General features: G+C 51.9%; 20 protein-coding genes, 1 other RNA gene and 2 pseudogenes. 22 read left to right on the top strand and 1 reads right to left on the bottom strand.

Annotated elements, in window-relative coordinates; translation table 11 throughout:
* Window positions 1-2: 2 nt before the first annotated feature.
* The 14 genes and pseudogenes from TPRIMZ1_RS0116890 (at window position 3) to TPRIMZ1_RS0116830 (ending at window position 11,605) form a co-directional block, all read left to right on the top strand.
* Window positions 3-743, top strand: coding sequence for an ABC transporter ATP-binding protein (locus tag TPRIMZ1_RS0116890; protein ID WP_010263539.1), 741 nt, complete (start codon window positions 3-5; stop codon window positions 741-743).
* A gap of 223 nt (window positions 744-966) precedes the next feature.
* Window positions 967-1,190: pseudogene (locus tag TPRIMZ1_RS20180) on the top strand (ATP-binding cassette domain-containing protein); the annotation flags it as partial.
* A gap of 113 nt (window positions 1,191-1,303) precedes the next feature.
* The gene (locus tag TPRIMZ1_RS0116880; protein ID WP_010263533.1) at window positions 1,304-2,065 is read left to right on the top strand and encodes an endonuclease/exonuclease/phosphatase family protein; all 762 of its coding nucleotides are present in this window, start codon (window positions 1,304-1,306) and stop codon (window positions 2,063-2,065) included.
* Window positions 2,066-2,181: 116 nt separating this feature from the next.
* Window positions 2,182-2,886 carry an ABC transporter ATP-binding protein gene (locus TPRIMZ1_RS0116875; protein WP_010263531.1) on the top strand — a complete coding sequence of 235 codons (705 nt, stop codon included), beginning with the start codon at window positions 2,182-2,184 and terminating at the stop codon, window positions 2,884-2,886.
* Window positions 2,870-3,589: an ABC transporter ATP-binding protein gene (locus TPRIMZ1_RS0116870; protein WP_010263529.1), complete on the top strand. Its 720-nt coding sequence runs from the start codon at window positions 2,870-2,872 to the stop codon at window positions 3,587-3,589. The genes TPRIMZ1_RS0116875 and TPRIMZ1_RS0116870 overlap by 17 nt, the downstream gene beginning before the upstream one ends.
* 1 nt (window position 3,590) lies before the next feature.
* Window positions 3,591-4,472, top strand: a complete 882-nt coding sequence (locus tag TPRIMZ1_RS0116865; RefSeq protein ID WP_010263527.1) for a branched-chain amino acid ABC transporter permease — start codon at window positions 3,591-3,593, stop codon at window positions 4,470-4,472.
* Between the two features lie 9 nt (window positions 4,473-4,481).
* Complete coding sequence (locus TPRIMZ1_RS0116860) at window positions 4,482-5,411, top strand: branched-chain amino acid ABC transporter permease (protein ID WP_100217115.1); 930 nt, start codon at window positions 4,482-4,484, stop codon at window positions 5,409-5,411.
* 61 nt (window positions 5,412-5,472) lie between these two features.
* The gene (locus tag TPRIMZ1_RS0116855; RefSeq protein WP_100217119.1) at window positions 5,473-6,579 is read left to right on the top strand and encodes an ABC transporter substrate-binding protein; all 1,107 of its coding nucleotides are present in this window, start codon (window positions 5,473-5,475) and stop codon (window positions 6,577-6,579) included.
* Window positions 6,580-6,609: 30 nt separating this feature from the next.
* Window positions 6,610-7,587 (top strand): 2-hydroxyacid dehydrogenase, encoded by a 978-nt coding sequence (locus TPRIMZ1_RS0116850; protein ID WP_010263515.1) that lies wholly within the window; start codon window positions 6,610-6,612, stop codon window positions 7,585-7,587.
* Between the two features lie 54 nt (window positions 7,588-7,641).
* Window positions 7,642-7,740, top strand: an RNA gene (gene ffs / locus TPRIMZ1_RS20175) — signal recognition particle sRNA small type.
* 39 nt (window positions 7,741-7,779) lie between these two features.
* Window positions 7,780-9,353: pseudogene (gene dnaX / locus TPRIMZ1_RS19450) on the top strand (DNA polymerase III subunit gamma/tau); the annotation flags it as partial.
* A gap of 48 nt (window positions 9,354-9,401) precedes the next feature.
* Window positions 9,402-9,902, top strand: coding sequence for a YbaB/EbfC family nucleoid-associated protein (locus tag TPRIMZ1_RS21200; RefSeq protein ID WP_420083000.1), 501 nt, complete (start codon window positions 9,402-9,404; stop codon window positions 9,900-9,902).
* A complete protein-coding gene (recR, locus tag TPRIMZ1_RS0116835) occupies window positions 9,899-10,489 on the top strand; it encodes a recombination mediator RecR (RefSeq protein WP_010263506.1) in 591 nt (196 codons plus the stop codon). Before TPRIMZ1_RS21200 ends, recR begins: the two co-directional genes overlap by 4 nt.
* Before the next feature lie 33 nt (window positions 10,490-10,522).
* The gene (locus TPRIMZ1_RS0116830; RefSeq protein WP_051004341.1) at window positions 10,523-11,605 is read left to right on the top strand and encodes a peptidylprolyl isomerase; all 1,083 of its coding nucleotides are present in this window, start codon (window positions 10,523-10,525) and stop codon (window positions 11,603-11,605) included.
* Here the strand turns inward: TPRIMZ1_RS0116830 and TPRIMZ1_RS0116825 are convergent.
* Window positions 11,588-12,286: a response regulator gene (locus TPRIMZ1_RS0116825; protein ID WP_010263493.1), complete on the bottom strand. Its 699-nt coding sequence runs from the start codon at window positions 12,284-12,286 to the stop codon at window positions 11,588-11,590. The genes TPRIMZ1_RS0116830 and TPRIMZ1_RS0116825 overlap by 18 nt on opposite strands.
* Before the next feature lie 243 nt (window positions 12,287-12,529).
* Here TPRIMZ1_RS0116825 and TPRIMZ1_RS0116820 point away from each other — a divergent pair, with 243 nt between their 5' ends.
* The 8 genes from TPRIMZ1_RS0116820 (at window position 12,530) to TPRIMZ1_RS0116785 (ending at window position 20,740) form a co-directional block, all read left to right on the top strand.
* The gene (locus TPRIMZ1_RS0116820) at window positions 12,530-13,306 is read left to right on the top strand and encodes a TatD family hydrolase (RefSeq protein ID WP_010263490.1); all 777 of its coding nucleotides are present in this window, start codon (window positions 12,530-12,532) and stop codon (window positions 13,304-13,306) included.
* On the top strand, window positions 13,307-14,284 hold the full coding sequence (dusB, locus tag TPRIMZ1_RS0116815) for a tRNA dihydrouridine synthase DusB (protein ID WP_010263486.1): 978 nt from the start codon (window positions 13,307-13,309) through the stop codon (window positions 14,282-14,284).
* An 89-nt stretch (window positions 14,285-14,373) separates the two neighbouring features.
* Window positions 14,374-15,378: a diguanylate cyclase DgcA gene (dgcA, locus tag TPRIMZ1_RS0116810; RefSeq protein ID WP_232616864.1), complete on the top strand. Its 1,005-nt coding sequence runs from the start codon at window positions 14,374-14,376 to the stop codon at window positions 15,376-15,378.
* 43 nt (window positions 15,379-15,421) lie between these two features.
* Window positions 15,422-16,045: a rhomboid family intramembrane serine protease gene (locus TPRIMZ1_RS0116805; protein ID WP_010263479.1), complete on the top strand. Its 624-nt coding sequence runs from the start codon at window positions 15,422-15,424 to the stop codon at window positions 16,043-16,045.
* 64 nt (window positions 16,046-16,109) lie between these two features.
* Window positions 16,110-16,772 carry a hypothetical protein gene (locus TPRIMZ1_RS0116800; protein WP_026043779.1) on the top strand — a complete coding sequence of 221 codons (663 nt, stop codon included), beginning with the start codon at window positions 16,110-16,112 and terminating at the stop codon, window positions 16,770-16,772.
* A 61-nt stretch (window positions 16,773-16,833) separates the two neighbouring features.
* Window positions 16,834-18,420, top strand: coding sequence for a phenylalanine--tRNA ligase subunit alpha (locus tag TPRIMZ1_RS0116795; RefSeq protein WP_010263466.1), 1,587 nt, complete (start codon window positions 16,834-16,836; stop codon window positions 18,418-18,420).
* 60 nt (window positions 18,421-18,480) lie between these two features.
* Window positions 18,481-20,028 (top strand): DUF1538 domain-containing protein, encoded by a 1,548-nt coding sequence (locus TPRIMZ1_RS0116790; protein WP_010263464.1) that lies wholly within the window; start codon window positions 18,481-18,483, stop codon window positions 20,026-20,028.
* Window positions 20,021-20,740, top strand: a complete 720-nt coding sequence (locus TPRIMZ1_RS0116785) for a P-II family nitrogen regulator (RefSeq protein WP_010263460.1) — start codon at window positions 20,021-20,023, stop codon at window positions 20,738-20,740. Before TPRIMZ1_RS0116790 ends, TPRIMZ1_RS0116785 begins: the two co-directional genes overlap by 8 nt.
* Window positions 20,741-20,745 lie beyond the last annotated feature (5 nt).

Raw genomic sequence — 20,745 nt, 5'->3', positions numbered from 1 at the left:
TCATGCTGTTAGAGGTAAAAAATCTGAAAGTTTCCTATGGAAACATCGAAGCCCTGCACGGTATCTCGTTTACCATTGATAAGGGGGAGATCGTTACCCTTATCGGCGCTAACGGCGCGGGAAAAACATCCGCCCTGATGAGTCTGGCCCGCTTAGCCCGGCCTGAAGCGCCGCTGGTTACCGGCGGGGACATCCTGTATAACGGTCAGAGCATCCTCAAGACCGAGCCCCACACCCTGGTCCAGAAAAAGATGCTGGCCCTGGTTCCCGAGGGTCGGCATATCTTTGGCAATCTTAGTGTGCAGGATAACCTGCAAATTGCCGCCTTTCCCCACCGCAAGGATATCAACAAAAATATCATAACCGGAGAAATCCTGGAGACAGTCTACGGCCTCTTTCCTCGGCTCTACGAACGGCGGAAACAACGGGGGGAATTGCTCTCCGGAGGGGAACAGCAGATGCTTGCGGTTGGCCGGGCGCTGATGACCGGCAGCGAATTTATTATGCTTGATGAACCCTCCATGGGTTTGGCGCCAAAGTTGATGTACGAAATGTTCCGCGCCCTCAAACAGCTTAACTTTGTAAAGCATATGACCATCCTGGTGGTGGAACAGAATGCCAAGGTGGCTTTGGATTTTGCCAGCCGGGGCTATGTCCTTAAAACCGGGGAAATCATCGCCGGGGGCAGCTCAGCGGAACTGGCGGCAAATCCGGATGTGAAGAAGGCATACCTGGGGGGGTAGGACGCTCCATTTTTATGCCAAGGCTCTTTCTAATGTATGTATTTCCATTAATTGTTTTTCCAACAATTCTTTTTCTATTCTAATTTCATATTCATTCTGTATTCCAATCCAGAATTCAACACTATTCCCAAAATATTTTGATAAACGTAAAGCCGTATCAATGGTGATTTTCCGTTTTCCTTTTATGGCGCCTGTTCGTAAGGATCTATTTAACCCTACTCCCCTCCACCGCAAGGATGTGAACAAGAATATCATAACCGGAGAAATCCTGGAAACAGTTTACGGCCTTTTCCCCCGGCTCTACGAACGGCGGAAGCAGTGGGGGAAATTGCTCTCCTGCGGTGAACAGCAGATGCTTGCGGTTGGCCGGGCATTGATGACCGGAAGTGAATTCATTATGCTTGATGAACCCTCCATGGGTTGGCGTCAAAATTGATGTACGAAATGTGTTACATTGAGACGTTATCATAAAAGATTATGGAATAAACCATTGCCGAGTGGACATATTATTAAACAAATATCAGAAATAGAATTACATTTTTTCTTAATCAGGGGATGGCATGAAAATTATAACATGGAACATTGAAACGGCCGGAAATAATCTGGTTGATAAAGTCGTTGACCATGTGGATGGTTTTAAGGGTGATATTATCGCCTTACAGGAAACTAAAAATGAGATAACTAAAAATGGCAGAACATTATGGGATGACAAAACTTCATTGGGAGATATTTGGACGGAGGGAGGAAAAGAAAGGGCGGATAATTATTTATGCGGTGTCAGCTTATTGGCAAAAAATGCAACTATTGAGCGTCTGGTAAATAATAATGATGAGATTGGCGATTTCACTTTTATTGCTCTTTACAAAATCATACTAAATGATGGGAGAATACTTTATATATTCAATGTTTGGCTGAAAACATTTAATGGAAAAACTAAAATATCATATATGGAACGGCTAAAAAATGGCCTTAAATATGAAAAGTATGAAGAAATATTAAAAAAATATCCATCAATTATTCTAGGGGATTTTAATATCTATGACTCTATTTCGAACCATAATGAATGGATGAAATGGCTTGAAATAAAAAACAATCTGTTCGAAAAATATTATATTGAAAGTGCTTGGCATACATATAACCGTGTTGAATATGGAAAAGAAGGTGACGAATTTACTTTGTTTCATCAAGGAAAATACCATTGCGATTTTTGCTTATATTCCACAAAACATTTTAACTTAGTAAGTTCGGTTATTGACAAGAGTGCCATTGGAAATAAGTTAAGTGATCATAATCCGGTAATTACTGAACTGATTTGGAAATAAGGGTCTGGCCATCCGGCAGTTATTCCAAGAGGGTTTAAAAAATCCAGAATAGGGAGGTACGAGGGGGTACGTAATCCTTCTTTTCTGGTATACTAATAGGGTCATGGAAGTGGAAGATGCTGAAAATTGAAGGGGCAAATAAATCTTTCGGGGGCCTACAGGCCCTGAAGGGCCTTGATCTTGTCATTGAGAAGGGCCGGATCCACGGCATCATCGGCCCCAACGGTTCCGGGAAAACTACCCTGTTCAACGGTATAAGCGGTATTATTCCCCTGGACTCCGGCAATATAGTTTTTGGCGGCGCCGATATTTCAAAACTACGTGCCGACCGAATCGCCAATCTAGGAATACGCCGGACCTTTCAGGCGGCAAAGCTGGCTCCCTCCTTAACGGTACTGGAAAATGTCATGAGTGGAGCTTCCTCAAAAAATGAGAAGCCCCTGAAAGTGGAAGCGATGGAACTGCTGGAGTCCGTGGGCATGGGGGATGCTTCGGATCGATGGGCGGTGGATCTGGTGTGGGCAGAAAAGCAGTTTGTGCAGATCCTCCGGGCAATTATCGGCAAGCCCAAACTGCTGCTGCTGGATGAACCGGTTTCGGGGTTGGCGGCCAAAGAGACCGATCTGATAGTAACGCTGATACGGCGGATCAAAGCCATGGGTATTACCGTGGCGGTGGTGAGCCACGATATCAAGATGCTCATGGATGTGGCGGAGTGGGTTACGGTGCTGAACTTCGGCGAAAAGATTGCCGAGGGTGTTCCGGAGACTATCAGGAAGGATCCCCTGGTGACGGAGGCGTACCTTGGAACAGAAGGATGAAGTTATTCTGTCGGTCAAGGATCTTTCCGTTTCCTATGATCACACGCCGATTCTCCGGGGCATCAACCTTGAAGTTCGCCGGGGCGAAATAGTAGTTCTGGCGGGGGCTAACGGCGCCGGTAAAACTACGCTGATGGAAACTATCCTGGGGATTAATGTCCCCGATTCGGGCGCCGTGATTTTCGAGGGCAGGGATATTACCGGAGCGCCGGTGGATAAAACGGTACGTGACGGTATGACCCTGGTCCCCGAAGGCCGGGGGGTGTTTGCCTCCATGTCGGTGATGGATAATCTCCTCCTGGGGGCCCATCATGAACTAAAGGGGGCGGATAAAAAACTCAGCTTTGTTTTCAACGCTTTTCCCATACTGGAAGCGCGAAAGAAGCAGCTTGCGGGAACCCTTTCCGGCGGCGAACGGCAGATGCTCGCCATTGCCCGGGCCCTTATGTCTACCCCTCACCTTATCTTGGTGGATGAACCCTCCATCGGCCTTGCGCCTATCATTGTTACTACTATTTTTGATATACTGCTTAAACTGAATAAGGAGGGCTACTCGATTCTCCTGTCTGAGCAGAATGTCTACCGGGCTTTTAAGTGCGCCCACCGGGCGTATGTGCTGGAGACCGGCAGGGTGGTTCGGGAAGGCAGGGCGGAGGATCTGTTAAAAGATCCGGCAGTCCGTGAAGCGTATCTGGGAGTGTAGTGTGGAAGTATTGATTGCACAGATTATCAACGGTATCTCCCTGGGCAGTGTTTATGTGCTCCTGGTAACGGGCTTTAACCTGTTGCTCCTGGTGGCTATGATAATCCACTTTTCCTTTCCGGTGGTGGTTGTTTTTTCAATGTACATGGCCTGGCTCGCCATGCAGATAACTGGCAGTATTATTGCGGGGACAGCCGCAGCTATTGTATCCGCCATTATCATCAATATGATCTCCGCCCCAATATTCCAGCATGTCATGGGTAAGCGCGGTTCCGTGGATATTAACGCTACCATGGTTGTTTCCATGGGTATGGGAATGTTGATCACCGAACTCTGTTCCCACAGTATTAATAAGGGTTTCCCGGTTTCTTTTCTCCGCATCGCCGGCGCCGGGAAACCGATTTGGCAGCATGGTCTTATTAGTGTTAGTTACGGGCAGGTTCTTACCCTGGCGGCCGCTCTTATCGCGGTGGCGGTCCTGTTCCGGATACTCTACGCGACAAAATCCGGCCGGGCTTTCAGGGCTATCGCCGAAAACCCCGACGGCGCTAAACTGGCGGGGATTCCGGTTTTTAAAACCGCTCTCCAAAGTTATATGCTCACGGGGCTGCTGGGGGGTATGAGCGCCATGCTTATGGCCCTGCTTTTAGGTTCCGCTTCGCCGGACCTGGGGGATCTCCTGAGCCACAAGGTCCTGGGGGTGTCTATCATTGCCGGTATGGGAAACCTTGCGGGGGGGCTGGTTATTGCCCTGCTCCTGGGTATAGTGGAAGCGCTTATCCAGGGTTTTTTTTCCGGCTCCTGGTCCAACGCCGTAGTATTTGGTATCATGCTGGCGGTGGTTCTGGTTAAGCCCCGGGGTATTTTCGGCACTAAATTGTAGGGAGAAATTTTGTCCGGTCCTTTGTTTTACTATTTGAGTTTTACGGCGATATTTCTCCTGGCCAGTTGGGCCATATACCTGCCTTACCGTATGGGACAGCTTCATTTTTTGGCGGTGGCCAACATGGTGATCTCCGCTTATTTTGGCGCCCTCCTATCCGGGGCGGTGGTGTCCGGCTCCCAGGGGGAAGCTTCCGCCGCCATCGGTCTGCACTGGCCCTTTCCCGCGGTGCTGCTTGCCGCGGCGCTGCTTAGCGGCTTAATCGGGTTTCTGGTTTCTCTGGCCATAGGGGACGCTCCCTGTTTTGCCGTGGTAATCGTGGGGTTCACCTTCATGTATCTTTTCAAGACCATCGCAGAAAATACCGGTGCCCTGGGGAGGACCATGGGGATGTTCAATGTTCCGCGGATCATCAATTCCAACCAGGGCAATCGGATTTTTTTGGTGCTGATCATCTATTTAATGGTTATACTAATAGGCTTTCTCATCCACCGGTTTGAAAAATCATCCCTGGGTCGTTCCGCATCGGTGATATTCCTGGACCGGGATCTGGCACTATCCCTTGGGATCGATGTTAAAAAAACCGGGATGCTGCTCCAGACTGCGTCCAGCGCATTGGGGGGGCTTGCGGGTGTGCTCTACCTCTACGTGACCCGTTCCATTTCCCCACTCTTTATCACCTTCCGTAATTTGGGGCTCTTCATGACCATACTTTTTGTGGGGGGCTATACCACCCCCTGGGGCGCCCTTCTGGCGGCGCCGATCCTCTGGGGGCTTCCCCTGATCCTGCCCGAGGGACTCCAGCCCTGGAAAAATGTCTTCTATGCTTTTATGCTGATATTTATTATAATGATCAAACCCGAGGGAATTATAACCCGGCCGGTTTTGAGACGGATCTTTCGAAAAATAAAAGAACTACATGGAGAAAAGGGTGAATAAAAAGTTTGGCTCGTTTTGCGCAGTACTTCTCATCTGTAGCTTTGCTGTTCATGCGGGTGGTATGGGTGAGCAGAAATCTACGGTTGATGAATGGCGGATCCCCTTTCTCAATGTGCTTACCGGTCCTATAGCAAGTATCGGAGCGTATCTCCAGTGGGGCGCTGATCGGGCCGCCGAAGAGATTAACGCTGCCGGAGGCATTGCGGGGAAGCCGGTACGGATTGTGCGGATCGACACGGGCATGGAAAGCGCCAACGGTATCACCGAAATGTCCAAGCTCCTTGATACTGCCCTGGTTGTGATGGGCCCGGTGCCGGAGCCGGTAATCCTGGCGGCGGTTCCCCTGGCCGCCGAAGAGGGAATCTACTCCTTTACGGCTACCACCTCCTATGAGTACGTCGCGGATTTCTATCCCTGGGCTATTAGCTGGTATTCCCCCACGGAGGAGCCCCTCCCCCCCATTGTTACAGGCTGGCTTAAGCATACCGGAGGCAAACGGGTGGTTCAGTTTGTGGAAAACTACAGTGTATGGGCCGGGATGGCCAAGGCCCACGAAAAGGGGATACGCGATGCCGGGGCGGTGGTACTCAACCAGGTTGATGTTCCCACCGATGCGGTAAGCTTTGGCCCCCTGGTGGTTAACGCCCTTTCTCAGAATCCCGATTCGATCATCTTTTCCTGCAACGCACAGAAGATCCCCAGCATCATTGCCGAACTAAAGACCCGGGGCTGGAACAAAATGAATTCTCTCCTGATTTTTTCCTCCGGTGATGATGCCCCCCTGTACACCATTGGCGGTACTAATATTAACGGAATCATGATCTACAATCACACCGATCCGAACCTGAGCAACCCTAGGTGGGACGCCTTCCGGGAAGCCTTTAAGAAGGAGTACAATGGCATTGAACCCTTCAGCCTTTCTACCAACTATTACGATGTGGTCTACATGATCAAACGCGCCATCGAATCCACCGGCATCACCGGGGACCCAAAGAAACTGGCTGCCGAACGGATCCTTCTCCGGGATTACTGCAACGAGATCCGGGACTTTGAGGGCATCCAGTTCACCTGGACCAATTCCCGGGCCTATCCCCGGAATAAACCGATCTATCTCTTCGAAATACAGGATGGCGCCAAGCGTAAGGTATTGGAAATCATACCCAATTAAGCGGAAAATATTTTATAAGGAAGGTGTTGTATGACATTACCAAAAGTGTATGTAGGTATTCCTATTCAGGAAGTGGGATTGAAATTGCTCCGGGGCAATGTGGATTTTAAAGTTTTGGAAAAAAACGGCGTACCGCCACGGGATGAACTGCTTAGGGACCTTCGGGATGTGGAAGGTCTGCTTGGCAGTATTCCTATTAGGGTTGACGCCGAATTGTTTGACGCTGCGCCGAAGCTCAGGGTGGTCAGTAACTATGCTGTGGGGTACGATAACATTGATGTTCCGGAGGCGACAAAGCGTGGTATCTGTATAACCAATACGCCTGATGTGCTTACCCCCGCAACTGCGGATCTGGCCTTCTCCCTCATTCTCGCCTCGGCCCGGAGGCTTATTGAGGCAAACGCCTTCCTGCGTTCCGGTGACTGGAAGGTCTGGGGCCCCGAATTACTGGTAGGTCAGGAAGTTGCCGGGAGTACCATCGGTATCATCGGTATGGGGAACATTGGACAGGCAGTGGCAAAACGGGCCCGGGGTTTTGATATGAAGGTCCTCTACTTTAGCCGTTCCCGCTGCCCGGAGGCGGAATCGACCCTGGACGCCAAGTACGTACCGCTGGTTGAATTGCTCAGGGAAAGTGATTTTGTTTCCCTTCATTGTCCTCTTACCGAAAGTACCCGAGGCCTTATCGGGGCAAAAGAATTGCGTTCAATGAAAAAAACCGCCATTCTGATCAACACCGCTCGGGGGCCCCTGGTGGATCCGCAGGCTTTGTATACGGCCTGTGCCGAAGGGTGGATTTGGGGCGCCGGACTTGATGTCTTTGTCAAGGAGCCGGTTCCCCTGGATGAACCTCTGCTCAAACTGGTCAACGTGACCACCTTTCCACATATAGGAAGCGCCAGTCGAATCGCTCGGGATGGTATGGCCATCAGGTCTGCGGAGAATTTGCTGAGCGTCCTCCAGGGAAAGAAGCCCCGGGATCTGGTCAATAAAGAGGTCTGGAAATGATGATTTATCTTTCTTGACCTCTGGGCTCTGCTTCGGTATTATAAACTGTCCTGCAGCCAGGAACCATGCGAATAAACGCCGCCCAATTCCGCCAGGTCCGGAAGGAAGCAACGGCAAGCGGATGTTTATTGCGCCGTGGCCACCCTGGTTGCGGGGCTTTTTTTAATCAGCTTTTCAGGGTATACTGGCAATATGGCTTATGAAGTTACCGCCACCAAGCAGCGCCCAAAAACTTTCGATGAGTTAGCCGGCCAGGATTTTGTTGCCGCCACCCTTAAAAGTTCCATTGAATCCGGACGTATCGCCCATGCCTATCTTTTCTCCGGCCCCCGGGGCTGCGGTAAAACCAGCGCCGCCCGGATACTCGCCCGGTCGCTCAACTGCGAGAAGGGGCCCACGGTGAATCCCTGCGGGGAATGTCCCAGTTGCCGGGAAATCGCCAAGGGGTCAAACCTGGATATCATCGAGATTGACGGGGCTTCCAATAACTCGGTGGACAGTGTGCGGCAAATTAAGGATGAGGTCATATTCCCGCCCCATGGGGGAAAGAAAAAAATCTACATCATAGACGAAGTCCATATGCTCTCCAACAGCGCCTTTAACGCCCTCCTCAAAACTATTGAGGAGCCGCCGGAATATATCGTCTTTATTTTTGCTACCACCGAAATCCATAAGGTACCGGCCACTATCAGGAGCCGCTGCCAGCAATTCAATTTCAGACTTATCCCCATAGAAACGATCCGGAAGATCCTCAAGGAAACCTGTACGAAGATGGGAATAGAGGCCGAGGATGAGGCCCTGTTCTGGATTGCCAAGGAATCTACCGGGAGTCTTCGGGATGCCTATACCCTTTTTGATCAGGTGGCTTCCTTTTCCGAAGGGCATATCCGCTCCCAGCTGATCCGGGACAAGCTCGGCTTGGTGGGCTTGGATAAACTCAACGCCCTGGCGGAAACCTGTGCGGCCAACGATACTGCCGGAGCCTTTGCCCTGCTTGACGGCCTGCTCGATTCCGGGGTGGCGATAGAACAATTCGTCATCGATCTGGCAGGGTACTACCGGAGCCTGCTGCTCTTGAAGAATGGGGTTACCCGGGAATCTCTTCTGGGCTACGGTCCGGATCGCTTCTCTGCCCCAGTCCGGGAAAAGCTTGATTCGGCCCAGCTTGAACAAGCCCTGTCCCTGCTTTTGGGGCTTTACCGGGATATACGGTACTCGGTTTCACCCCGGTTTGAGCTTGAAACAGTACTTTCAAAACTCTGTTGGCTGGACCGGTGGGTATCCCCCCTGGAACTTAGGGCTGCCATCGACGGCGCTAGGAATATCCTCGGACAGAATGTCTTAGGACAGAATGTCTTAGGACAGAATGTCCTAGAATTGGGCGGAGGGGGAGGGATAGCCGGCCCTTTAGCCGGGCCGGGGCTGAAAGAGGCTCCACAGATCAGGACAAGCCCCTAAACCTTAATCGTCCCGGCGCCTTTACAGAAGAGTTTAAGCGGGTTATGGCTGCCCGTGAAGCTGCGGGGACACCGGCGCAAGTTCCAGTCGATGAGACGCAAGCCCAGCCGGTATTACCGTCTGGAGGAACACCGAAGGATCTTCCGGAACTGCGGGAGGTCCTTATCAAGAATCTTAACCGGGACCGGGGGATTTTAGCCTCGGGGATCGAAAAGTCCCTCCCTTGGGAATGGGCCGATTCTTCCGTCGGCGGGAAGCTTCTCATTCCGGTACAGGATCCCCTGACGGCGGAATTACTAAAGAAGGAGTATCCCCTTATCCGGCAAATCCTCGGGGATCTCTGGGGTAACTCCCTGATGCTTGAGGTGATTGAAACCCCCGACAAGGCCGGAGAGTCCGCCGCTAAGGAGCCGGACTTAGCCCCCCAGGCGGAGATGGTTAGGCGGATATTCCGGGGAACGGTGGTGAAAAAAAACGCATGGAGAAAAAAGATGCAAATTAATCCCTTTGATATTCTAAAAAACGCCCAAAAAATCCAGGAACAGATGGGATCCTTTCAGGAAAAGCTAGGCGGTATTAGTGTGACCGGTTCCGCCGGGGGCGGCATGGTGGAGATTGATATGAATGGCCGTATGGAAATTCTTGGGGTACGGATACTACCGGAAGCGGCGGACGGGAAGGACATGGAAATGCTCCAGGATCTGGTTGCCGCTGCCTTCACCAGCGCTGCGGAAAAAATGAAGGAAACCTTAAACCGCGAGATGGGCTCCCTCATGGGCATGGCGGGAGGTATACCTGGTATGCCCCCGGGCTTTCCCGGCAGCTTCCCCGGATTCGGAGCCCCGGGGGCCTCATGATTAACGCCCTTGACCGGCTGGTAACCCTGCTTGCAAAACTCCCCGGGGTAGGCAAAAAAAGCGCCGGCCGTATGGCCTACCATATTCTGGAAACCAGTCCCGACTATGCCCGGGAGCTGGCGAGGGAACTTGCGGGGCTTCACCATGCTATTAAACATTGTTCTGTCTGCGGTGCCTTTACCGAAACCGATCCCTGCCCCATTTGTACGGACTCCGGCAGGGATACTTCTATAATTTGCGTGGTTGAAAGGGCCCAGGATGTGCGAGTTATCGATGAATCCCGGGAGTTTCACGGACGCTTCCATGTTCTGGGCGGACTCATAGCCCCCCTGGAAGGAATAGGCCCGGATGATCTCAGCATAGGACGGCTCCTCAGCCGGGTTCGGAAAGAGGGGGTACGGGAGGTGATCCTGGCCATGAACCCAACCCTGGAGGGGGATACCACCGCCCTCTATTTACAGAAACTGCTCAAGGATACGGGCGCCGATGTAACACGCCTCGCTTCGGGGCTGCCCGTGGGAGGCGATCTGGAATACACCGACCGGCTGACCCTTTCCCGCAGTTTCCGGGGCCGGATAAAACTCTAGCCCCACAACATTGCTTTGTGGTATAATTATTCTATGCGTATGTTAACACGATTGAGTATTGGTAGTGTCTTATTGGCATTTTTTGCCGCCGGAACCGCCGCTTGCGGTCCCTCGGGAGATTCCCGTTCCGGTACTTCCAGCGAAGCTTCCCGTGGAATCGGGGGAGGGGATAGCAGCCTAGGGGATGGGCTTTTCGCCCGGATCCGTACCAACCGGGGGGACATAGTCCTTCGCTTGGAATACCAGCGGACCCCCCTAACGGTCTGTAACTTTGTCGCCCTGGCGGAAGGGAAAATGAGCGCCGCCGGGGGTAAGCCCTTTTACGATGGTCTTACCTTTCACCGGGTTATCGCGGATTTTATGATCCAGGGCGGCGACCCCCAGGGTACCGGCTCCGGTGGTCCGGGTTACCGTTTCCCCGATGAGATCGTTTCTTCCCTCAAGCATGACGGGCCGGGGGTTCTCTCCATGGCCAATGCCGGACCGGGCACTAACGGCAGCCAGTTCTTTATTACCCACGTAGCTACCCCTTGGCTTGACGGAAAGCACACCATTTTCGGTCGGGTTGTTCAGGGGCAGGATGTGGTGAACGCCATCAAGCAGGGAGACCGGATCGAGACGGTAACGATTATCCGGAACGGACCGGCCGCCGCCGCTTTCAAAGCGGACCAGGCAGCTTTTGATGCTCTGCAGCGGGAAGCCGGCGCAGCGGGCGCCACCCGGCTCAAGGCCCAACGGGATGCGGACATCGCCCAAATCCAGCAGAAATACCCTGGCGCCAGCGTTACGCCATCGGGAATCTACTATGTTGTCCAAAAGGAAGGGACCGGTAACAAGGCCGGATCCGGAAAAACCGTATCGGTAAACTACAAGGGAATGCTCCTTTCCGGCGAGGTCTTCGACAATTCCGACCTTCATGGCCCCTTGGAGTTCCAGACCGGGTCGGGTCAGATCATACCGGGTTTTGATGAAGCCGTGGTGGACATGAAGCAGGGTGAAAAGCGGGTGGTGGCGCTCCCACCGGAACTTGCCTACGGTGAACGGGGTGCCGGAAATGGAGCTATCCCCGGCAACAGCTTCCTTATCTTTGAATTGGAGCTAGTGCGGGTTCGGTAATTCCTTTGTAAGTCCGTTTTGTACGGCAAAGACTGCCAGTTGGGTCCGGTTCCGAAGGGATGTTTTCTGGAGAATCACGGTAATATGGTTCCGGATGGTACCTATTTTTAGGAATAGCTTTTTCGCAATTTCCTGGTTTTCCAGGCCCAGACCTACATAGTTGGTGATCTGCAGCTCCTGCCTGGACAGGTTAGCCGGGAATTGTGTGTCCGGTGGCTGTGCGGGAAACTGCGTTGCAAGTTGCGGGTATTCCTTCCGGGCAAGCCGGGAAACGTGGGGGAATACCTTTGCCGCCACATAGGGTGATATGTGGCAGCCGCCATCATTGATCACCCGTATTATCTCCGCCAGCTTTTCCATATCCGTATTTTTTAAAAGATACCCCGAAACCCCGTTACATATGGCGTTTAGCGCATATTTATCATCATTCAAATAGGTAAAGATGATGATAGATGTATTGGGAAAGCGGCATTTTAAGATGGAGGCAACCTTTACCCCATTTAGATCGGGCAGATCAATATCCAGCAAGACAATATCGGGCTTGCAAATTTCCACGAGAGTGATTGCATCATAACCGTCTTTTCCCACCCCGACAATTTGAAAATCGTTTTGGGCTGATAAAACTACCTCTGCTTTGCTCCTGTCTGAATCCTGACCATCAATAATAACAATTCGTATCATGGTAATGGCACCACCTTTGAATTGAAGCCACACTATGCAGTATGCCAAATAAAACTGATGGTTACAAGAAATTTTTCTCCAGGGTGACATTTGTCATTATCCCACAGATTATACCGCCAAACTCTTAGATGGGTGGATTTAAATGCTTTATATTTCACATTTCATTGACCATATGAAAGTTTTATGTTATAGTATGAAATATCCAGTTTGGAAAGACCAGATTTCATTTCTTTGGACTAAGCCATGCAGTATTTTGATACTCACGCCCATATAGGGCTCATTTGTGAGGACCCTATCGAGCAGCTCATTGTTATTCAGGAAGCCCGCCAGGCTACCGTTTCAAGACTTGTTTCGATATGCAACAGCCTTCATGATTTTGTGAAGGTTTACGATAACCTTAAATCCGCCTCCAATGTGTATCATGCCGTGGGGGTTTCCCCGTCGGAGGTCCAGAATCCTGGCAGAGATTGGGTTCAGATTATTGAGCAGAATGTCCAGCTTCCCCGGGTTGTGGCCATAGGGGAGATCGGTCTGGATTATTACCGCAGATTTGGGGACAAAAAGTCCCAGATTGAGCTTTTTATCACCCAGTTGGACTTGGCTGCCAAGCTTAACTTGCCGGTGATCATCCATAACCGGGATGCGGGCAAGGATGTGCTGGATATACTTCGGGATCGGCTGCCCCCAAAGGGCGGGGTCCTTCACTGTTACTCCGAAGACGCCGAGTATGCGAAAAAAGCCCTGGACCAGAACCTCTACTTCTCCTTTGCGGGCAATTTGACCTACCGGAACGCCCGGAACCTCCACGAAACCATCGGGGTGCTGCCCCTGGACCGTATCCTCATCGAATCCGAGAGCCCCTTCATGGTTCCCGCGGATTTTCGGGGTAAGCGGAATATGCCTAAGTATCTTCCCCTGACCGCCGGCTTCCTGGCGGACATGCTGGAAATAAGCGACGAAGAACTGGCTGCAACCCTCTGGGAAAACTCAAACCGTTTCTTCGGTCTACCCAATGAATAAATGGGCCTGTATCGTCCGGTAAACATCGGTTCCCTCGTTATTCCCGGTAATCTCTTTCTGGCCCCGGTGGCGGGTTATTCTGACCGAGCCTTCCGTTCTGTTTGCATAGACCAGGGGGCAGACTTTACCTGTACCGAGATGGTTTCCTCCGAAGCGCTAACCCGAAACCATGTGCGTACCGAAATTTTACTGCCCCGGGCGGAAAACGAGGCGCGGTATGCGGTACAGCTCTTTGGCGCGGATCCCGATGTGATGTACCGGGCGGCCCTGCTTTTGGCCCCCTGGCGGCCCGAATCGGTGGACATAAACTGCGGCTGCCCGGTACCCAAGGTGGTAAAGACCGGGGCCGGTTCCGCCTTGATGCGCAGCCCGGATAGGCTTGGCCGTATTGTGGAGGCGGTGGTCAGGGCATCGAAGGAAGCCTTGGGCGGCGTTCCGGTTACGGTAAAGCTCCGTTCCGGTTGGGATGCAGCTTCCCTTAATTACGGAGAATGCGGGAGGATTGCCGCCGAATCCGGGGCTGCTCTGGTTGGCCTACACCCCCGGACCCGGACTCAGGGCTATACCGGCAAAAGCGATTGGTCTCTGATAAGCGACCTAGCTTCCCGGCTGCCGGTTCCTGTGGCCGGTTCCGGAGACCTCTTTAGCCCGGAAGATGCCGAAAGGATGCTCCGGGAAACTCGCTGCGCCGCGGTAATGTTTGCCCGTGGCGCCATGGGGAATCCCTTTATTTTTTCTGCGACAAAGTCTCTCCTTTCAGGTGAAACCTGGCAGGAACCAAGCTCCCGGGAACGGCTTGAAACCGCTTTCCGCCAACTGACCCTCTTAAGCCGGGATATGGGGGAAGGATTCGCCTGCAAGGAAATGCGAAAGCAGTTTTGTGCCTATACCAAGGGGATAAGTGGCGGCGCGGCCCTTAGGAATCGCCTGATCCATGCCGATAGTATAGAAGATTATCGGGTAATTATAGAGATTTAGCTTGCAGTGTCCTTGGGAAGCGGGTTATAATTACTGAATTCTTCTTTTGGACAGGCAAGATGACAGATAGCATATCGGATACACAGCAGTTGAATAAACAGATATATGATCTCAAAGAACTCTTTGAAATATCAAAAAGCCTGAATTCAACCCTGGATTTTACCATACTTATCGATTCCCTTCTGCTTATTTGTATGGCCCAGCTCAAGGTCCTTAAGGTTGGCCTCTTTGTCCGCAAGCATCTGGATGCGGAAGAATTTAGTCTCCACCGTAATTATACGGGGTTTGATATAGATCACGCCCTTACCTATACCATTCCTGAAAACCATGATCTGATAAAGCTATTCAACAATAAATACGGCTGTTATACCCTGGATGATATACGGAACGAAAATGTTTCTCTGGAAGACCTGGCTCCTATCACCAACCTTGAGCCATCCCTGCTGGTTCCCCTACAGGCCCAGGGTAAGATAAACGGTATTATCATGATGGGAGAACGGATAGAAGCGGGTGAATTTGACAGCTATGAAAAGGAGTATATCCTTAATGTGGCTTCCCTGGCTTCTATCGCCATCAATAACGCCGGCCTCTTCGAGATGGCCACCACGGATATGATGACCAAGCTCAAACTGAAACATTATTTGTTTTCTATCCTGAATGAGTGGCTGGGAAACGCACGGATCAGTCAGGACTTCAGCCTGCTTATGTTTGACATTGATTTTTTTAAGCGGGTCAACGATACCTACGGGCATAGCTGCGGCGATATGGTTTTGAAATACGTTGCCCAGATTCTCCTGGATAATATCCGGAGTTCGGATGTCGCTGCCCGGTACGGCGGGGAGGAATTTGTTATCCTCGTTTCCCAGCCGGGCAAAAATATGGCCTTGAAAATTGCCGAACGTATCCGAAAGACCATTGAGGAAAGTGAAATTATATATAAAGAACAAACCCTGAAGATTACTATTTCCTGCGGCGTGGTCTGTTACGAACATGGGTTGGATACTTCCAGCGAACACATGATTGACCGGGCGGATAAGGCCTTGTATCATTCGAAACAGGCCGGAAGGAACCGGATCACCTTCTCGGAAAAATAATATTTATATTGACCAGACCGGATAAGAATCGTATGTTTACCATATGAATCTTATCCGCAAGCCTTTTCATTACCGTTATGACAATGTGGTGCTCTATATCATCGGTATCAATGTACTGGTCTACATCATGCAGCGGATTAATCCCCGGTTTACCTCTTATCTCGCTTTGAACCCCATATTGATCCAGCGGGGTTTTTACTGGCAGTTTGTAACCTATATGTTTGCCCATGGCGGGATAAGCCATATCCTTTTCAATATGCTGGCCCTATTCATTTTCGGCGCCCAGGTGGAACGTCGTATGGGCAGCAAGGAATTCCTGGTCTACTATTTGAGCACCGGTATTCTGGCGGGCTTTCTGTCTTTTGTGATCTACTGGTTTACCGGTTCCTACGGGGTCTTTCTCCTGGGCGCTTCCGGGGCTCTTTTTGCGGTACAGTTGGCCTACGCCACCTTTTTCCCCGACTCGGTGATCTACCTCTGGGGTATTCTGCCCCTCAAGGCGCCTATCATGGTTTTAGGCTTTACCGCCCTGGAATTGTTCTCTTCTGTTACCGGCTTTCGCAGCGGTGTTGCCCATCTAACCCATTTAGCGGGATTTGCCTTCGGCTGGATCTATTTCCTTGTTCGTTTCGGCGCCAATCCCTGGAAGTATCTTACGGGAAAATAATCCCGGTTAATAAAAACAACCAAGCCCCGATAATTGAAGTATGTCTCGTGTATTAGTTTGTACTTTGATTATAGCTCTGGCTCTAACGGTGATACTTCCCGCCCAGGAAGTGCTCCGGGGACAGGTCTGGGTGGAACTGGAACCCATGCCCGGCCAGTTTGTAGACGATCCTAAGCCGCCGGATCTTCAAACTTTACGGCGCCGGGCTCTTGAGGAAGCATCCCTGTTTTTTTCTGACATGGTATACGGCTGGTCTTTTCATTACGACATAGGGGAACGTGTCCGGGACATAGACGAAGAATTGGAACTAAAGCCCCTGGGGACCATCCCCTGGGGAGACCCCGGGCTTTTCGCCACCGATGCGGGGCTGCAGGATCAACGTTTCTATGTGTGGGCCGATTTCCGGCCGAATGAGGCCCAACAACGCTGGCTGCGTACCTGGAAAACTGGGACTACCAGAAGCGCCCAGGCCATAGGACATGGCCTCCTCGGCGGACCAGTGGAGATTTCCGACTGGGTTACCATCAAACAAGCCGCCTTGGAAGACGCCGCCCGCACGGCAATCCGGACTATGCTCCGAAGCAGCGAACGGAACCGCCCCAAGGCCGTCGAAGGCTTTATCAGTCTGGCCGATTTCCCCGTATTTTGGATGGACGCCGGTCAGTGGGCCGCCTCAGGCCGCTTCCGGGTGAACATTACCGAAGTCATTCCCTTCGCCGCGTATTAGAACCGATCACGCCAGAGCGCCGCCCCTTCTCAAAGCCCCTCGGAATTGCTATTCTGCTTTTATGGGTATCGATATTCAAAGTACGGTAAAGAATTTGCACCCCCTGGAGGTCCGGATCATCCTGGCCTATAAAAAGGGTGATGAGCTTACGGTGGAAAAGGTCGAAAAGGACCTGGAGTTTAAGAGCGGAAATGGCAATCAGGCCCTGTCCTGGCTTGCGGGCAAGGGCATTGTCAGTGAAATCCGCCGGGAAGCTGGTATTTTTTATGAATTGACCGATTTAGGCCGGGTGTGGAAGGAAAAGGGCAGTCCCGAAGAACGGATCCTGGATCTGGTTCGGGGAAAACAAGGGGATGGAACATCCTCAGGTCTCCGCCTTCCTGATATTGCCGGAAATCTGGGCCTTGATAACAAAGATGTGGGCAGCGCCTTTGGCGCCCTCTCCAAGCTGGGAGTTCTTGCCATGGATGGCGAGAAAAAGGTGACCCTTGGTACGGGGAATGCCCCGGATTACTTTGCGGTTGTCCGGGGTCTTCTGGACAAAGCCGCCGTTGCCGAAGGCAGCTTCTTAGCGGAAGCTGCCCTGTCCTCGGCAGAAAAAATCGCCATAGGCGGTATTGCTAAGAAGCGGGGAGCGGCGGACGCACCCTTCCGTCAGGCGGATCGGGAAACCGTAGTTTTCGGCTTTACCCCGGACTGGGAGCCCGTGACCATCGCACTCAAGGCTGCGGGGATCACCGGGGATGAAATTGGGACCCTGACCCCGGAGATGCTGGAATCCGGCGGCTGGAAGGGCAAGATCTTCCGTTCCTATAATGTTAAGGTTCCCCCTACCAGGCTTATCGTTGGCCGGACCAACCCTTACGCAAAATTCCTGGAGGATGTAAAGGATAAACTTTCTTCCCTGGGCTTTGAAGAATTCGACGGCCCCCTGGTGGAAACCGAATTCTGGAATTCCGACGCCCTCTTCATGCCCCAGTTTCACTCCGCCCGGGACATCCACGATGTGTATCATATCGCCGAACCGGAAAAGGCAAAGGCTATCGAGGAACCCTGGCTTTCCAACGTGGCCGCCGCCCACGAAAACGGCGGCAAGACCGGGAGCCGGGGCTGGAACTACAACTTTGACAAGGAGTTTACCCGGCGGCTCATCCTTCGCAGCCAGGGCACGGTGCTTTCCGCCAAAACCCTGCCCAAGGCGAAGATACCCGGCAAGTACTTCGGCATAGTCCGGTGTTTCCGCTACGACAAAGTGGACGCCACCCACCTTTCGGACTTTTACCAGACTGAAGGCATCGTCCTGGGGGAGGATGTGAACCTCAAGACCCTGCTGGGTATGCTGGACATGTTTGCCCGGGAAGTGGCGGGGGCCAAGGAAGTAAAGTACGTTCCCGGTTATTTCCCCTTTACCGAACCCTCGGTGGAGGTCCATATCAAGCACCCGGTTCTGGGCTGGTTCGAGCTGGGCGGTTCCGGCATCTTCCGCCCCGAAGTTACCGCCAGTCTTGGTGTTAACGTTCCTGTGGCAGCCTGGGGCATAGGCATAGACCGCATGGCCCTTATGGCCCTGGGGCTGAATGATCTGCGGGAACTGTTCAGTTACGATATTGAGAATGTACGGCTGCGAAGGACGAAGGAAGGGGTGTGATCCTTCCACTACGCGGCAGACATTGGATATTTATAGGATTAAGAAGTATACTGGAATAGTATGAATAAAGTATTAAACGAAAAGATTGTGGAAGCCTTTTCATCGGTGCTGCCAATCACCGCGATAGTGATTATCGCCAGCATTATTTTTGTACCAATGTCTGCGGGTATCATCGTCATGTTTCTGGTCGGCGCCGCATTGCTCATTGTCGGCATGGGTTTTTTTACCCTGGGCGCCGATATGGCAATGATGCCCATGGGCGAAGGCATAGGCGCACAGCTCACCAAGGGGCAGAACGTGTTCCTGGCAGTGGGCATCAGTTTTTTGATGGGGGTCATCATCACCATTGCTGAACCTGACCTCATGGTGCTGGCATTGCAGCTTGCCAAATCGCTGAACATCTGGGCGCTCATTGTAACGGTAGGTTTGGGTGTCGGCATATTTATGGGAATAGCGGTATTGCGGGTGATCATCGGGGTGCCTCTGCGTTTCCTCCTGTTGTTTTTCTACGCCGTTACTTTCTGCCTTGCCTACTATATGGTGAAAAATGGCAATACCGCCTTTGTCCCGGTGTCCTTTGACTCCGGGGGCGTAACCACCGGACCGATTACCGTTCCGTTTATGCTGGCCATGTGTGTTGGCGTTGCATCCCTTCGGGGTGATAAAAGTGCTAAGAGCGATAGCTTCGGCTTTGTCGCCCTGTGTAGTATCGGCCCGATAATGTCGGTGATGATACTCGGCGTGGCCCTGCAAATTACCGAAGTACCGCCTAATAGCCTGCCCGCCGAAGAGATAGCCGCAATTGCCGATTACACGGACCGTGATGTGGTTGAAGCCTTTTTCTTCGAATTTCCCGCAACCATGAAAAATGTGGGAACCGCCCTGGGGTCAATACTGGTTTTCTTCTTTATATTCCAATTAATTACCCGGCGCTTTCATAAGCACCAACTCCTACGGATACTCATCGGCTTTGTCTATACGTTCATAGGACTGGTGGTATTCCTCACCGGCGTGGATGTGGGCTTTATTCCCGTGGGAAGTCTCTTCGGCAGCGAACTCGGCGCATCCCCCATCAAGTGGGTATTGATACCCCTCAGTATGGTCATTGGTTACTTCATTGTGGCCGCCGAGCCTGCGGTACATGTTTTGAACAAGCAGGTTGAAGATGTGTCCCAGGGCGCTATCACCCAAAAAGTTATGGCCAAGGCCCTCGCTATCGGCATGTCCCTTGCCCTGGGTATCGCCATGATGCGTATTCTTTTTAACATCAGCATTTTATACATCCTCGTTCCGGGGTATGTATTTGCCCTGATACTCACTTTTATTGTTCCGCCGATTTTTACCGGTATCGCCTTTGACTCAGGCGGCGTCTGCTCCGGTCCCATGACCAGCACCTTTCTGTTACCCTTTGCCATCGGCGCTTGTGCAACCGCCGGACACATGGAGGATGCCTTCGGTATTGTGGCCATGGTTGCCATGACCCCCTTGGTGGTTGTCCAGCTTTTGGGACTTATCTACCGGAAACAATTTGCGACGATAAAAGCGGCGGAGGCCGGTGTTGGCGCGGACGAGGTGGTCGTCTTCGAGGAGGCGTACTTCTATGGCTAAAACGATAGGATCAACCGACAACCGGATTCGTCTGAAAGCATTATTTCTCATTGTGGACTGGGATAAACTAACGGTGGTATCCGAAGTATTTGCACAGGAAAACTGCCTCTTGAGTTTTGTCAGCAACGGCAGCGGTACCGCAAGTTCGGAAATCATCGACCTCTTGGGTATCGGCGCAACGGAAAAAGCGGTGTTCATCTGTCTTGTGGAGAGCACTGATACGGCGCATATCATCCAGGAGGTCCGCCGTGCCATGGGAGCCCGGAGCGCCGGCGCCGGTATTGCCTTTTCGGTACCCCTGGGCGGGGTAACGGCCCGTATATTAACGATGTTCGAGGAAGCCGTCCAACGAAAGGACGATGGGTCAAATACGAAGGAGCAGGGTATGAAAGCTATTGAAATAAAGAATGAAATGATAATCTCGATATTAAACGGTGGAAACAGTGATGCTTTTATGACCGAAGCCCGCAAGGCGGGAGCCCGGGGTGGCACGGTTATCAGCGCGCGTGGTATTTCGCAGGAGGTGATGAAAAAGTTCCTTGGCATGTCCGTGCAGGATGAAAAGGAAATCATCTTCATTCTGGCGGATAAGAATACGGTAGTCCCCATTATGGATGCGGTAAAAACAGACTTCGGCGCTTCATCCAAGGCCGCCGGGGTAATTTTCTCGCTGCCCGTAGACCAGGTGATGAGCCTTAACGCATTGGTGTAAAAGGA

It is taken from the genome of Treponema primitia ZAS-1 (assembly GCF_000297095.1).
Taxonomy (GTDB): Bacteria; Spirochaetota; Spirochaetia; order Treponematales; family Breznakiellaceae; genus Termitinema; species Termitinema primitia_A.
The sequence above is the reverse complement of the archived record's forward strand: the minus strand, read 5'-3'. Positions and strand labels throughout refer to the sequence as shown.

Coding starts and splice junctions, on each gene's coding strand:
- TPRIMZ1_RS0116890 (WP_010263539.1), top strand. CDS start 3: ATGCTGTTAGAGGTAAAAAATCTGAAAGTTTCCTATGGAAACATCGAA.
- TPRIMZ1_RS0116880 (WP_010263533.1), top strand. CDS start 1,304: ATGAAAATTATAACATGGAACATTGAAACGGCCGGAAATAATCTGGTT.
- TPRIMZ1_RS0116875 (WP_010263531.1), top strand. CDS start 2,182: ATGCTGAAAATTGAAGGGGCAAATAAATCTTTCGGGGGCCTACAGGCC.
- TPRIMZ1_RS0116855 (WP_100217119.1), top strand. CDS start 5,473: ATGGGTGAGCAGAAATCTACGGTTGATGAATGGCGGATCCCCTTTCTC.
- TPRIMZ1_RS0116850 (WP_010263515.1), top strand. CDS start 6,610: ATGACATTACCAAAAGTGTATGTAGGTATTCCTATTCAGGAAGTGGGA.
- TPRIMZ1_RS21200 (WP_420083000.1), top strand. CDS start 9,402: ATGCTTGAGGTGATTGAAACCCCCGACAAGGCCGGAGAGTCCGCCGCT.
- recR (WP_010263506.1), top strand. CDS start 9,899: ATGATTAACGCCCTTGACCGGCTGGTAACCCTGCTTGCAAAACTCCCC.
- TPRIMZ1_RS0116830 (WP_051004341.1), top strand. CDS start 10,523: ATGCGTATGTTAACACGATTGAGTATTGGTAGTGTCTTATTGGCATTT.
- TPRIMZ1_RS0116825 (WP_010263493.1), bottom strand. CDS start 12,286: ATGATACGAATTGTTATTATTGATGGTCAGGATTCAGACAGGAGCAAA.
- TPRIMZ1_RS0116820 (WP_010263490.1), top strand. CDS start 12,530: ATGCAGTATTTTGATACTCACGCCCATATAGGGCTCATTTGTGAGGAC.
- dusB (WP_010263486.1), top strand. CDS start 13,307: ATGGGCCTGTATCGTCCGGTAAACATCGGTTCCCTCGTTATTCCCGGT.
- TPRIMZ1_RS0116805 (WP_010263479.1), top strand. CDS start 15,422: ATGAATCTTATCCGCAAGCCTTTTCATTACCGTTATGACAATGTGGTG.
- TPRIMZ1_RS0116795 (WP_010263466.1), top strand. CDS start 16,834: ATGGGTATCGATATTCAAAGTACGGTAAAGAATTTGCACCCCCTGGAG.
- TPRIMZ1_RS0116790 (WP_010263464.1), top strand. CDS start 18,481: ATGAATAAAGTATTAAACGAAAAGATTGTGGAAGCCTTTTCATCGGTG.
- TPRIMZ1_RS0116785 (WP_010263460.1), top strand. CDS start 20,021: ATGGCTAAAACGATAGGATCAACCGACAACCGGATTCGTCTGAAAGCA.